The organism is Streptomyces sp. GSL17-111, from assembly GCF_037911585.1.
Taxonomy (GTDB): domain Bacteria; phylum Actinomycetota; class Actinomycetes; order Streptomycetales; family Streptomycetaceae; genus Streptomyces.
The window spans coordinates 1,824,349-1,837,685 of the sequence record NZ_JBAJNS010000001.1 but is presented as its reverse complement, the minus strand read 5'-3'; the positions used below and the strand labels follow the sequence as shown (position 1 = coordinate 1,837,685).

General features: G+C 70.0%; 10 protein-coding genes. 9 read left to right on the top strand and 1 reads right to left on the bottom strand.

Annotated features, from left to right (window positions below; genetic code table 11):
* The first annotated feature begins 65 nt into the window (after positions 1 to 65).
* The 9 genes from V6D49_RS07790 to V6D49_RS07750 all read left to right on the top strand — a co-directional run bounded on the left by V6D49_RS07790 (position 66) and on the right by V6D49_RS07750 (position 10,764).
* A complete protein-coding gene (locus V6D49_RS07790; RefSeq protein WP_191210909.1) occupies positions 66 to 989 on the top strand; it encodes an ABC transporter permease in 924 nt (307 codons plus the stop codon).
* The gene (locus V6D49_RS07785; protein WP_340558293.1) at positions 982 to 2,004 is read left to right on the top strand and encodes an ABC transporter permease; all 1,023 of its coding nucleotides are present in this window, start codon (positions 982 to 984) and stop codon (positions 2,002 to 2,004) included. The genes V6D49_RS07790 and V6D49_RS07785 overlap by 8 nt, the downstream gene beginning before the upstream one ends.
* 14 nt (positions 2,005 to 2,018) lie before the next feature.
* Complete coding sequence (locus tag V6D49_RS07780; protein WP_340558291.1) at positions 2,019 to 3,020, top strand: ABC transporter ATP-binding protein; 1,002 nt, start codon at positions 2,019 to 2,021, stop codon at positions 3,018 to 3,020.
* Complete coding sequence (locus V6D49_RS07775; RefSeq protein ID WP_340558289.1) at positions 3,013 to 4,104, top strand: ABC transporter ATP-binding protein; 1,092 nt, start codon at positions 3,013 to 3,015, stop codon at positions 4,102 to 4,104. The genes V6D49_RS07780 and V6D49_RS07775 overlap by 8 nt, the downstream gene beginning before the upstream one ends.
* A gap of 424 nt (positions 4,105 to 4,528) precedes the next feature.
* A complete protein-coding gene (locus V6D49_RS07770) occupies positions 4,529 to 5,569 on the top strand; it encodes an ABC transporter permease (protein ID WP_340558288.1) in 1,041 nt (346 codons plus the stop codon).
* A 97-nt stretch (positions 5,570 to 5,666) separates the two neighbouring features.
* Complete coding sequence (locus V6D49_RS07765; RefSeq protein ID WP_340558286.1) at positions 5,667 to 7,469, top strand: ABC transporter substrate-binding protein; 1,803 nt, start codon at positions 5,667 to 5,669, stop codon at positions 7,467 to 7,469.
* A gap of 125 nt (positions 7,470 to 7,594) precedes the next feature.
* Positions 7,595 to 8,572, top strand: coding sequence for an ABC transporter permease (locus tag V6D49_RS07760; protein ID WP_340558284.1), 978 nt, complete (start codon positions 7,595 to 7,597; stop codon positions 8,570 to 8,572).
* An 11-nt stretch (positions 8,573 to 8,583) separates the two neighbouring features.
* Positions 8,584 to 9,645 carry an ABC transporter ATP-binding protein gene (locus tag V6D49_RS07755; RefSeq protein WP_340558282.1) on the top strand — a complete coding sequence of 354 codons (1,062 nt, stop codon included), beginning with the start codon at positions 8,584 to 8,586 and terminating at the stop codon, positions 9,643 to 9,645.
* A gap of 12 nt (positions 9,646 to 9,657) precedes the next feature.
* A complete protein-coding gene (locus tag V6D49_RS07750) occupies positions 9,658 to 10,764 on the top strand; it encodes an ABC transporter ATP-binding protein (RefSeq protein WP_340558281.1) in 1,107 nt (368 codons plus the stop codon).
* A gap of 84 nt (positions 10,765 to 10,848) precedes the next feature.
* Here the strand turns inward: V6D49_RS07750 and V6D49_RS07745 are convergent, their stop codons facing one another.
* Entirely contained in the window at positions 10,849 to 13,011 is a 2,163-nt protein-coding gene (locus tag V6D49_RS07745) for a S9 family peptidase (RefSeq protein ID WP_340558279.1), read from the bottom strand.
* Positions 13,012 to 13,337: the final 326 nt, after the last annotated feature.

The window sequence follows — 13,337 nt, the reverse complement described above, 5'->3', positions numbered from 1 at the left end:
GCCCACCGGGGCCGGTCCGCCGCTCGTGCGGTGACCGGCCCCGTCGTAGTTGAGGAGGGAGGCCCGTGGGGCACTACGTCATCCGGCGCCTGCTCCAGATGGTCCCGGTCTTCATCGGGACGACGTTCCTGATCTTCATCATGGTGCACGCCCTCGGCGACCCGGTCGCCGCCCTGTTCGGCGACCGCACCCCCGACCCGGCGACCGCGGCCCGGCTGCGCGCCGAGTTCAACCTCGACAAGCCCGTGTGGCAGCAGTACCTGCTCTACATGCGGAACATCTTCACCGGGGACTTCGGCACCGCCTTCAACGGGCGGCCCGTCATGGACCTGCTGGTCACCGCCTTCCCCATCTCGTTCCGGCTGATGCTGGTGGCCATCGCCTTCGAGCTGGTCCTCGGCATCGTGCTCGGCGTCGTCTCCGGGCTGCGCCGGGGCGGCGGCGTGGACTCCTCGGTGCTGCTGCTGAGCCTCGTCGTCATCGCCATCCCCACCTTCGTCACCGGGGTGCTGGCCCAGTTCCTCTTCGGCGTCAAGCTGGGCTGGACGGCCCCGGCCGTCAGCCCCGAGGCGCCGCTCAACGAGCTGATCCTCCCCGGGCTGATCCTCGCGCTCGTCTCCCTCGCCTACGTCACCCGGCTCACCCGGACGTCGGTGGCGGAGAACGCCCGCGCCGACTACGTCCGCACCGCCGTGGCCAAGGGGCTGCGCCGCCGCCGGATCACGACGCGCCACCTGTTGCGCAACTCGCTGATCCCGGTGGTGACCTACCTCGGGACGGACGTCGGCAGCCTCATGGCCGGGGCCCTGGTGACCGAGCGGATCTTCAACATCCAGGGGGTGGGCTACCAGCTCTTCCAGGGTGTCCTGCGGCAGAACTCGCCCACCGTCGTCGGCTTCGTGACGATCCTCGTGCTGATCTTCCTGCTCGCCAACCTGCTCGTGGACCTCCTGTACGCCGTGCTCGACCCGAGGATTCGCTATGCCTGAGCCGAACGAGCCCCAGGATCCGCACACCTACCCCACCCCGGGCGCCCCCGAGCCCCGGCGGGCGATCGGCGGGGCGGGCGTCTCCGCCGACCTCGCCTACGCCGAGGGGGAGACGCTGGAGGGCGACGGCCGGCGCGGACCGGACGGGGGGCCCGAGCAGGAGGCGGCCCGCAGCCTGTGGTCCGACGCCTGGCACGACCTGCGGCGGCGGCCGGTGTTCATCGTCTCCGGGCTGGTCATCCTCTTCCTGATGGTCATCTCCATCTGGCCGCAGCTGATCGCCACCGGTGATCCGCTGGACTGCCGGATCAGCCGGTCACTCGGCGGCGCGGAGCCCGGCCACTGGTTCGGCTTCGACACACAGGGCTGCGACGTTTACACCCGCACCGTGTACGGAGCCCGCGCCTCGGTGACCGTCGGCGTCTGCGCGACGCTCGGTGTCGCCCTGCTCGGCGCCCTCTTCGGCGGGCTCGCGGGCTACTTCGGAGGCGCCGCCGACACCCTGCTCTCGCGGCTCACCGACATCTTCTTCGGCATCCCGATCATCCTCGGCGCCCTGGTGTTCCTCGCCATGATCACCGTGGACGGCATCTGGCCGGTCGTGGGCGTCATCACGGCCCTGGCCTGGCCGCAGATCGCCCGGATCGCGCGCGGTGCCGTCATCACGGCCAAACAGAACGACTACGTGCACGCCGCGCAGGCGCTGGGCGCGGGACACACCCGCATCCTGCTGCGGCACATCACCCCGAACGCCGTCGCCCCCGTCATCGTCGTCGCCACGATCGCGCTGGGCACCTACATCGCCCTGGAGGCCACGCTCAGCTTCCTCGGCGTCGGGCTCCGGCCGCCGACCGTCTCCTGGGGGGTGGACATCTCCAACGCCTCCGACGGCATGCAGTTCCGCAACGCGCCGCACATCCTGCTCTACCCGGCCGCCGCGCTGAGCCTGACGGTGCTGGCCTTCATCATGCTCGGCGACGCGGTGCGCGACGCCCTTGACCCCAAGCTGCGCTGAGGAGTTGACCGCAGGTGCCCCCACTGCTTGACGTGCGCGACCTGTACGTGGAGTTCCGCACCCGCGACGGTGTGGTCCGGGCCGTCAACGGCGTCGACTACTCCGTGGACGCCGGGCAGACGCTCGCCGTCCTCGGGGAGTCGGGGTCGGGCAAGTCGGTCACCGCGCAGGCGGTGATGGGCATCCTCGACTCGCCGCCCGGCTACGTCACGGGCGGCGAGATCCTCTTCCAGGGCCAGGATCTGCTGACGCTGACCCCCGACGCCCGGCGGCGGGTGCGCGGGGCCCGGATGGCGATGATCTTCCAGGACGCCCTCTCCTCGCTGAACCCCGTGCTGAGCGTGGGCTTCCAGCTCGCGGAGATGTTCCAGGTGCACCGGGGGGACTCCCGGAAGGTGGCGAAGGCGAAGGCCGTCGAGCTGATGGAGCGGGTGCGCATCCCGGCCGCCGCCCAGCGGGCCGGGGACTTCCCGCACCAGTTCTCCGGCGGCATGCGCCAGCGCATCATGATTGCGATGGCAATGGCGCTGGAGCCGGAGCTGATCATCGCGGACGAACCGACGACGGCGCTGGACGTCACGGTGCAGGCCCAGGTCATGGAGCTGCTCGCGGAGCTGCAGCGCGAGTACCGCATGGGCCTCATCCTCATCACCCACGACCTCGGCGTCGTGGCCGACGTCGCGGACAAGATCGCCGTCATGTACGCGGGCCGGATCGTGGAGACGGCCCCCGTGCACGACCTCTACAAGCGCCCGGCCCACCCCTACACCCGGGGCCTGCTCGACTCCATCCCCCGGCTCGACCAGAAGGGCCAGGAGCTGTACGCGATCAAGGGGCTGCCGCCCAACCTGCTGCGCATCCCGCCCGGCTGCCCGTTCCACCCCCGCTGCCCGCAGGCGCGGGACGTGTGCGCCGTCGACGATCCGCCGCTGTACGAGGTCACCGAGCGGGACGGCGCCCCCGTCCCCGGGCGGGCGAGCGGCTGCCACTTCTGGAAGGAGACGATGTATGGCTGAGCCCGCGTCCGTCCCCACCGCCCAGCGCGCCGAACGGAGCCCGCAGAAGCGCGGCGAGGTCATCCTGGAGGTCCGGGACCTCGTCAAGCACTTCCCGCTGACCCAAGGTGTGATCTTCCGCAAGCACGTCGGCGCGGTCCGGGCCGTGGACGGCGTCTCCTTCGACCTGCACCGGGGGGAGACGCTCGGCATCGTCGGCGAGTCCGGCTGCGGCAAGTCCACCGTCGCCAAGCTGCTCGTCAGCCTGGAGCGGCCCACCGCCGGACAGATCCTGTACAAGGGCGAGGACGTCGCCACGCTGTCGCGCCGGGGCCTCAAGGCCGTGCGCCGCAACATCCAGATGGTCTTCCAGGACCCGTACACCTCGCTCAACCCACGCATGACGGTCGGCGACATCATCGGTGAGCCCTTCGACATCCATCCCGAGGTGGCACCGAAGGGGAGCCGGCGCACGCGCGTCCAGGAGCTGCTGGACGTCGTCGGGCTGAACCCGGAGTACATCAACCGGTACCCGCACCAGTTCTCGGGCGGGCAGCGGCAGCGCATCGGCATCGCCCGGGGGCTGGCCCTGAACCCGGAGATCATCGTCGCCGACGAGCCGGTCTCGGCGCTGGACGTCTCGGTGCAGGCGCAGGTCGTCAACCTGATGGAGCGGCTGCAGAAGGAGTTCGGGCTCGCCTACATCGTCATCGCGCACGACCTGTCCGTCGTCCGTCACATCTCGGACCGCGTCGGGGTGATGTACCTCGGCAGGATCGTCGAGCTGGGCACGGACCACGAGATCTACGAGCACCCGACGCACCCCTACACGCAGGCGCTGCTGTCGGCCGTCCCGGTGCCCGACCCGGAGCTGGCGGCGGAGCGGGAGCGCATCATCCTCACCGGCGACGTCCCCTCCCCGGCGAACCCGCCCTCCGGCTGCCGGTTCCGCACGCGCTGCTGGAAGGCGGCGGAGCGGTGCGCCCTGGAGGTGCCGCCGCTGGCGGTGCCGGCCGAGTACCGGTACGCGGAGGGCCCCGCCCACCACGACTCCGCGTGCTTCTTCGCCGAGGACCGGCCCGACCTCACACACCCGGAGAGCTGACCTCGGCGGCACCGGCCGGGTGCCGCTGTGTGTACACCGTGTTCCTCATGGGTAACAACCGATCCCGGCGCCTGAGGGCCTCGGGATCTACGGGCGTTGCGTCTGCATTGTCCCTCGGGCGGGCCTTAGGTGTTCGTACAACCACGGTTCGTATATCGGTGCCGCCTCGTTCTGGTTGCGGACAGATCACCGACGAAGACATACCCTTTGTGATCAAATGCCCGATGTTAACGATCGTTGTCAAGCACGTATGGACCTCGATCTGCATAACCTTTGCTCAAGAATCGGGCGGTGCCTCCCCAGCGCGCCGGAAACTCTTGACGCCGCTGTCCACGGGTTGCAAGAGTCCGCTCATCCCAATGGCACACCTAGTGCCACCGAATGACCGGGTTCCGCCAAAAACAGAGCGCGGGGGCACAACGCGATGACGAGTCCTCCCCAGGCTGCGACAGCCGGGAACGACACCACCACTGCCGGGGAATCGGCTTCCCTGACCGAGGAGAAGACCGACACGTCCCAGGGCACGACGGCAGGCCGGTCCCCCGGCCAGCTCATGTGGATGCGCTTCAAGCGCGACCGCACCGGCGTGATCGCCGGCTGTGTGGTCATCTTCTTCTTCGCCATCGCGGCGCTGGCGCCGGTGGTCAGCTGGATCTACGGCAAGGACCCGTACACGTTCTACGGCCACGAGGACCTGTCGCTACTCGACCCGTTCGGCTACCCCACGGGCGGTCCGGGCGGCGTCTCGGGCGAGCACTGGTTCGGCATCGAGCCCGACCTCGGCCGCGACGTCATGATGCAGCTGCTGTACGGCATGCGGACCTCGCTCTACACCGCCGTGCCGGTGACCATCATTTCCGTGATCATCGGTGTGCTCCTCGGTCTCGTCGGTGGGTTCTTCGGCGGCAAGACCGACTACTGGATCGGCCGCGTCACCGACTTCTTCATGGCGCTGCCCAGCCAGCTCTTCCTCATCTCCACCATGCCGGTGGTGGTGGCGCTGTTCGTGGACCCGTCGAAGGAGACGCCGGTCTACGTCCGGTTCCTCGCGATGCTGGTCGTGCTGTCCTTCCTCGGCTGGATGGGCATGGCCCGGCTGGTGCGCAGTGCGACGCTCTCGCTGCGCGAGCGGGAGTTCGTCGAGGCCGCCAAGGTCTCCGGCGCCTCCCGGTGGCGCATCCTGCGCAAGGAGCTGCTGCCGAACCTCTACACGCCGATCCTGGTGCAGGGCACGCTCATGCTGCCCATGGCGATCCTGACCGTCGCCTTCCTCTCCTTCGTCGGTATCGGCTACACGGAGCCGACGCCCGACTGGGGCCGCATGTTCCAGCGAGCGGGCGAGATCTACCAGGACAACCCCGTGTACATGCTCTTCCCCGGCATCGCGATGGTGATCTTCATCGTGAGCTTCAACCTCCTCGGTGACTCCGTACGGGACGCCATCGACCCCAAGGCTGGACGCTGAGCCGTCCGTTGGCAGGGGGGCTGCCACCCCTGCGCCGGGCGACCGGGCCCGTCAGGCAGCACAACTGATCACGACAACAGGCAGGTGGAGAAACTCCATGAGGCTCCTTTCCACGCGCAGAGCGCGCACCGCGGTGGTCGCCATCGCGGTGGGTTCTCTCGCCCTGACCGCCTGCGGCGGCGGCGACAGCGACTCCCAGACGAAGGACGACTCCAAGACGCAGGACGACGCCAAGGAGCAGTCCGAGGCCGTCGCCTACGGTGACGCCGAGGCATCCAAGGGCCCGGCCGCACCGGTCGAGGGCTCCCGCGAGGGCGGCACCATCCGCGTCTACCAGCAGACGGACTTCTCGCACCTGGACCCGGGGCAGATCTACGTCAGCGACGCCGGTCTGCTGTCGGTGCTCATCCACCGCGGTCTCACCACCTTCGTGGAGGACGACGAGGGCGGCCTGACCGTCGTCGGTGACATAGCCACCGACTCCGGCACCCCCTCCGAGGGCGGCAAGGTCTGGACGTTCACGCTCAAGGACGGCATCAAGGACGAGGACGGCGACCCGATCGACTCGGGCGACGTCCGCCACACCGTCGAGCGCCTGTACTCCAAGCACATCACCGACGGCCCGACCTACCTGCAGCAGTGGCTGTCGGGTGACGGCACCAAGTACCGCGAGGCCCTGCCCGAGGGCCCGTACAACGGTGACAGCCTCCCGGACGACGTCCTGGAGACGCCGGACGACAAGACGGTCGTCTTCAAGTTCGACACGCCGCGCCCGGACCTGCCGCAGGCCCTGGCGATGGCCGGCTACTCCATCGTGCCCGAGGAGAAGGACACGAAGGAGAAGTACGACCAGAAGCCGACCGCCCTGGGTCCGTACAAGATCGAAGAGATCAACGCGGGCAAGAACATGAAGCTCGTCCGCAACGAGGAGTGGAGCGCCGAGACCGACCCGAAGCGTCACGCCTTCGTGGACGGCTGGGACATCACCTTCAACCACGACCGCGTGGACCAGTCCAAGCGTCTGGCCGCCGACCGTGGTGACGCCAAGAACGGCATCCAGTTCAGCGGCGCCGTGGACACCTCGCAGATCAAGAGCATCGTCTCCGACGAGGAGACGAACGCCCGGACGATCAAGGGCTACGCGCCCTACGTCTGGCAGCTCAACATGAACATGGACCGCATCAAGGACAAGAAGATCCGCGACGCGATCACCTACGCCCTGCCGAACGGCAACATCCTCCGTCCCGACGGTGGCTCCTACGGCGGTGAGGTCGCCGGCGGTCTGCTCGCCCCGACCGTCCCGGGCTACGAGAAGGGCTACGACCCCTACGGCAAGATCGAGAACCCGCAGGGTGACATCGAGAAGGCCAAGGAGCTCCTGAAGGAGGCCGGCGCCGAGGGCCAGAGCCTGGTCTACGGCTACGCCAACGTGCCGCACCGCCAGGAGCAGGCCATCATCATCGAGGAGGCGCTGGAGAAGGCCGGCTTCGAGGTCGAGAAGAAGGAGATCGACCAGGCCACCTACTACGAGCGGGTCGGCAAGGTCGACAACGGTCTCGACATCTACATGACCGGCTGGGGCCAGGACTGGCCGTCCATCTCCACCGTCATCCCGCCGCTGTACGACGGTGACCAGCTCGCCGACGGTTCGGCCGTGTACTCGCACATCAACGACGACAAGGTCAACTCCGAGATCGACCGGATCCTGGAGATCACGGACCCGGAGGAGGCCACGACCGAGTGGCAGAAGCTCCACCGGCACATCGTCGAGGAGATCAACCCGGCGGCTCCGCTGTACTTCACCAAGCAGCTGCAGATCCACGGCTCCAACGTGGGCGGCGCCCGGTACAGCTCCGAGAAGAGCTACATCGACGTCTCCCGGCTGTTCCTGAAGTCGTAACACCCCGTTGAACCGGGTCCCCGGGAACGCGCGCGCGGCGGAGCGCGCGTTCCCGGGGGCCGTTCGCAGGTCCAACGTCTCCTCTCCCAGACCCCCTGCCGCCACCCCGAGAGCAGCGGACTCCCATGCTTCGATTTCTCATCCGACGGCTGAGCAGCGCGTTCGTGATCCTGATCCTGATCAGCGCGTTCACCTTCCTCATCTTCTTCGCCGCCCCGCGTGACCCCGCAGTGCTGGCGTGCGGAAAGAACTGCACCGAGGCCGCCAAGGACATCATCAGAGACAACCTCGGCCTCAACGACCCGATCGCCCAGCAGTACTGGGAGTTCATGCGCGGCATCGTCATGGGCCGGGACTTCTCCGTCGGCCACTGCGACGCGCCCTGCCTCGGTGTCTCCTTCAACACCGACCTGATGGTCTGGGACACGATCGTCGACCGGCTGCCCCTGACGCTGTCCCTGTCGCTCGGCGGGCTGGTCATCTTCCTCACCCTGGGCCTGGGCGCCGGCCTCATCGCGGCCGCCAAGAAGGGCACCGTCACCGACAAGACGTTGAGCTCCATGTCCCTGGTCTTCAGCTCGATGCAGATCTACTTCCTCGGGCCGATCGTCCTGGGCGCGCTGGTCTTCAGCACCGGCATCATGGAATCGCCTCGCTACGTGCCCCTCACCGAGGATCCGCTCGGCTGGTTCACCGGCCTGCTCATCCCCTGGTTCGTCATGGCGCTCATCTTCACCGCGCAGTACACGCGTATGTCGCGCTCCAGCATGATCGAGCAGCTGCAGGAGGAGCACGTCCGGACGGCCCGCGCCAAGGGCATGTCGCGCCCCTACGTCTTCTTCCGCTACGCCTGGCGCGGTTCGCTCATCCCCATCGTCACCATCCTGGGCATGGACCTGGGCGCCCTGCTCGGCGGCGCGATCGTCACCGAGATGACCTTCAGCCTGGCCGGCATCGGCCGGCTGGCCGTCGACGCGGTGACGAACATCGACCTGCCTCTCACCATGGGCGTGATGCTGGTCGGCGCGACGTTCATCCTGCTGTGCAACGTCGTCGTCGACGCCGCGTACGCCTACATCGACCCCCGCGTGCGGCTGGGCTAGGAGTACTTCCCGTGACCACACTCACCAAGACCGAGGACGCCCCGGCCCCGACCGGGCGGGACGCCTTCCTGTCGGTCCGCGACCTGCGGGTGCAGTTCTCCACCGAGGACGGCATCGTCAAGGCCGTCGACGGTCTCTCGTTCGACCTGGAGCGGGGTAGGACCCTCGGCATCGTCGGCGAGTCGGGCTCCGGCAAGTCGGTGACGAACCTGACGGTGCTCGGCCTGCACAACCCGAAGACGACCACGGTCACCGGGGAGATCGTGCTGGACGGCCAGGAGCTGACCGGCGCCAGGGAGAAGACCCTGGAGAAGCTCCGCGGCAACAAGATGGCCATGATCTTCCAGGACCCGCTGACCGCGCTGTCGCCGTTCTACACGATCGGCCGGCAGATCATGGAGCCGTTCCGCAAGCACACCGGGGCCAGCAAGAAGGAGGCCCGGGAGCGGGCCATCGAGATGCTGACCAAGGTCGGCATCCCGCACCCGAAGACCCGCGTGGACGACTACCCCCACCAGTTCTCCGGGGGTATGCGCCAGCGCGCGATGATCGCCATGGCCCTGGTCTGCGACCCGGACCTGGTCATCGCGGACGAGCCGACGACCGCCCTGGACGTCACCGTGCAGGCGCAGATCCTCGACCTGCTCAAGGACCTCCAGCAGGAGTTCGGCTCCTCGATCGTCTTCATCACCCACGACCTCGGCGTCATCGCCGAGATGGCCGACGACATCATGGTGATGTACGGCGGCCGGGCGGTGGAGCGCGGATCGGCGGCCGAGGTGCTGCGGGCGCCCCGGCACCCCTACACCTGGGGCCTGCTGTCGTCCATGCCCAGCCTGAGCGGCAACGTCCACGAGAAGCTGATGCCGATCCCCGGCAACCCGCCCTCGCTGCTCAACCCGCCCTCCGGCTGCGCCTTCCACCCGCGCTGCACGTTCCGGGGCGAGGTGGGCGGGAACCTGTGCACCACCGACCGCCCCGAGCTCGGCGCGGGCCGCGCTTCCGCCTGCCACCTCACGGCCGAGCAGAAGCAGACCCTCTTCGTCGAGCAGATCAAGCCCCGGCTGGGCTAGGGAGACCGAACCATGAGTGACGAACTCACCCTGACCGAGCCGAAGGACACGCTCCCGGCCCCGGGAGAGCCGCTGCTGACCGCCGAGAACCTGACCATGCACTTCCCCGTCTACGGGGGCTTTCCGTTCAAGCGGAAGGTGGGTGCGGTCAAGGCGGTGGACGGTGTCGACCTCCAGGTGTTCCCGGGCGAGAGCTTCGGCCTGGTCGGCGAGTCCGGCTGTGGCAAGTCCACGACCGGGCGGATGCTGACGCGGCTGCTGGAGCCGACCGGCGGCCGCATCACCTACCAGGGCCAGGACATCACCCGCGCGGGGCGCAAGCAGCTCGCCCCGATCCGGTCCGAGATCCAGATGATCTTCCAGGACCCGTACTCGTCGCTGAACCCCCGGCAGACGGTCGGCAAGATCATCAGCGCGCCGATGGAGATCAACGGCATCGAGCCCTCCGGCGGCCGCGAGGCCCGGGTGCGCGAGCTGCTGGAGATCGTCGGCCTCAACCCCGAGCACTTCAACCGCTTCCCGCACGAGTTCTCCGGCGGTCAGCGGCAGCGCATCGGGGTGGCCCGCGCCCTGGCGCTGGAGCCGAAGCTCATCGTCGCCGACGAGCCCGTCTCCGCGCTGGACGTCTCCATCCAGGCGCAGGTCGTGAACCTGCTCCAGGACGTGCAGAAGGAACTGGGCATCGCCTTCGTCTTCATCGCGCACGACCTGGCGATCGTCCGGCACTTCTCGCAGCGCCTCGCCGTCATGTACCTCGGCAAGATCGTGGAGGTCGGTGACCGCGACTCGCTGTACAACGCGCCGCGCCACCCCTACACCCACGCCCTGCTCTCGGCGGTGCCCGAGGCCTCGCTGCACGACGACGACGCGCCCCAGCGTGAGCGCATCCGCCTCGCCGGTGACGTGCCCTCGCCGATCAACCCGCCCTCCGGCTGCCGCTTCCGCACCCGGTGCTGGAAGGCCCAGGACGTCTGCGCGACGGAGGAGCCGCCGCTCGTGCAGCTCTCCGGCAACCGGGACGGTCACCTGACCGCCTGCCACTTCCCGGAGGACGGCGACGCGCTCTCCAGCGGCAGGGCCGTCGTCATGGACGAGGCCCTGACGCGCCTGGAGAAGTGACCCGGCGGGCCGCACACCGGCCCTGAGACGACGGTGCCGCCCGGCTCCTTGCGAAGGGGCCGGGCGGCACCGTCGTCTCCGGTGTCAGGTCCCGGCCGCGTCCGGGGTGAGGCCGAGGGCGCGGCGGAGGAAGGCGACCTGGAGCAGCAGCAGGTTCTCGGCCACCTCCTCCTGCGGCGTCATGTGGGTGACGCCGGACAGCGGCAGCACCTCGTGCGGGTGTCCGGCGGCCAGCAGGGCGGAGGAGAGCCGCAGGGTGTGCGCCACGACGACGTTGTCGTCCGCGAGCCCGTGGACGAGCATCATCGGCCGCTGCGGGGCGCGCGCCCCGACCAGCCCGGCGTCGTCCACGACGGAGTTGGCCCGGTAGACCTCGGGCCGCTCCTGCGGCGTCCCGAGGTAGCGCTCCTGGTAGTGCGTGTCGTACAGCCGCACGTCGGTCACCGGCGCGCCGACGACGGCGGCGTGGAAGACGTCCGGCCGGCGCAGCGCCGCGAGCGCGGCGAGGTAGCCGCCGAAGGACCAGCCGCGGATCGCCACGCGGGTGAGGTCCAACGGGTGGTCGGCGGCGAGCGCGTGGAGGGCGTCGACCTGGTCCTCCAGGACGACGTCCGCGATGTTCCCCGCGATGGCCTTCTCCCAGGCGGGGGAGTGGCCGGGGGTGCCCCGGCCGTCCGCGACGACGACGGCGAACCCCTGGTCCGCGAACCACTGCGAGGTCAGGTAGGCGTTGTGGGCGGCGACCACGCGCTGTCCGTGCGGGCCGCCGTAGGGGTCGAGGAGGACGGGCAGCGGCCCGTCCTGCGCCCGGTGACCGGTGGGCAGCAGCACGGCGGCCGGGATGCGGCGCGCGCCCGCGCGCAGGAGGGTCGGCGCGGGCCGGAGCACGGGCGTCTCGGCGAACGACGGGACGAGGTGGCCGTTCACCTCGGCGCGGGCGCCGGGCTCGCCCAGGTGCGCGGTGACGAGCACAAGGGTGTCGCCGCCGCGCACGGCCGAGGCGTGGTGGGGCGCGCCGCTCCCGTCGCCGGAGATCCGGGTGCATCCGCTGCCGTCGAGCGCGGCGCGGTGGACGGCGACCTCGCCCGTCGTGTCGGAGGAGGCGCTGAAGAGGACGTCGTGCTCGCCGATGTCCAGGACGGCCCGGACGTGCAGGGCCGGGTCGCTGAGGACGGCGTCCCCGACGTGCAGGGCGCGCGCCCCCGTCTCGTCGCTGACGCGCACCAGCCGCTCGCCCGGGGCCCAGGCGGGCGTGCCGGGGATGATCTCCAGCCAGTCCGGGTCCGTCTCGGTGTGCAGCGGCGCCGTCCGCCCGCTGTCCACGTCCACGGTCAGGTACTGCTGGGTGCGCTGGTTCCTGGCCTGCACGAGCAGGAGCGGAGGGCCGCCGCCCGACCAGTGGACCGCGACGAGGTAGGGGTAGGCCTCCCGGTCCCAGCCGACGTAGAGGCCCTTCCCGTCGTCCGCGTCCGTTCCGTCGGCGTCCAGCAGCCGGAGCGTCACGTCGGCGTTCGGGGTGCCGGCGGCCGGGTAGGCCACCTCGGCGGGACGGCTCTGCGGGTTCGCCGGGTCCGCGATCCACCACCGTCGCACCGGGGCGTCGTCGACCCGGGCGACCAGCAGCCGACGGCTGTCCGGGGACCACCAGAAGCCCCGGCTGCGCTTCATCTCCTCGGCCGCGACGAACTCGGCCAGGCCGTAGGTGACGGTGGCCGACTCCGGTTCCGCGAGCGGCCGGTCGCCGCTGCCGTCGGCGTGCACGACCCGCAGGGCACCCCGGGCCACGTACGCGACGCGCCGTCCGTCGGGGGAGGGGCGGGGGTCCACCACGGGCGTCGCGGAGGGGAGTTCGCGCGCGGTGCCCGCCCGCAGCTCCGCCACGAAGAGGCGGCCGGAGAGGGCGAAGGCGGCCAGCTCCACGGCGGCGTCCGTCGCGTATCCGACGATGCCCGCCGAGCCCTCTCGGCTCCGTTCACGCCGGGCGCGTTCCTCGGGCGAGAGCTCCTCGGCGGCGCCGCCGAGGAGCGCCTGCGGGTCGGCGGCCGGGTACGCGCGCGGCGCGTCGTCCCCGTTCACCTCGTGCACCCACAGGGCCTGGGCGCGGGCGTCGCCGCCGGGGGAGCGGAGGAAGGTGACGCGTGAGCCGTCCGGGGCGACGGAGAAGGACCGGGGCGCGCCGAGGGTGAAGCGCTGGGTCCGGGCGTGCTGACGCGGGAAGCTTTCCGAGGTATGGGTGTTGGGTGGCATGGGCCGAGCGTACGTGTGACCTACACCGCTGTGCGGGGGTCGGCGTTTGCGGGCCCGCACCGGAGGGGTAATGCGCCGGTGACGACGAGCGACGCCCGTCAGGGCAGAACGGGGGCCGGCGAGTGCAGGGCTGTTTAGGGTGTGTTTCGAAAGTCTCGTCTGGCTGGGGGCGCCCGGCACGCACGCTCGCGGCGTTGTCGGTCGTCAGCGCAGCCCGCTGCGCTTTCCTCCCTCCGCCTGGCGATCGCACGCACCGGACGCCCCCAGCCCCGCCCTCCGGGCGGACGACGCTACTTTCGAAACACCCCCTGGCACCTGGTGCACCG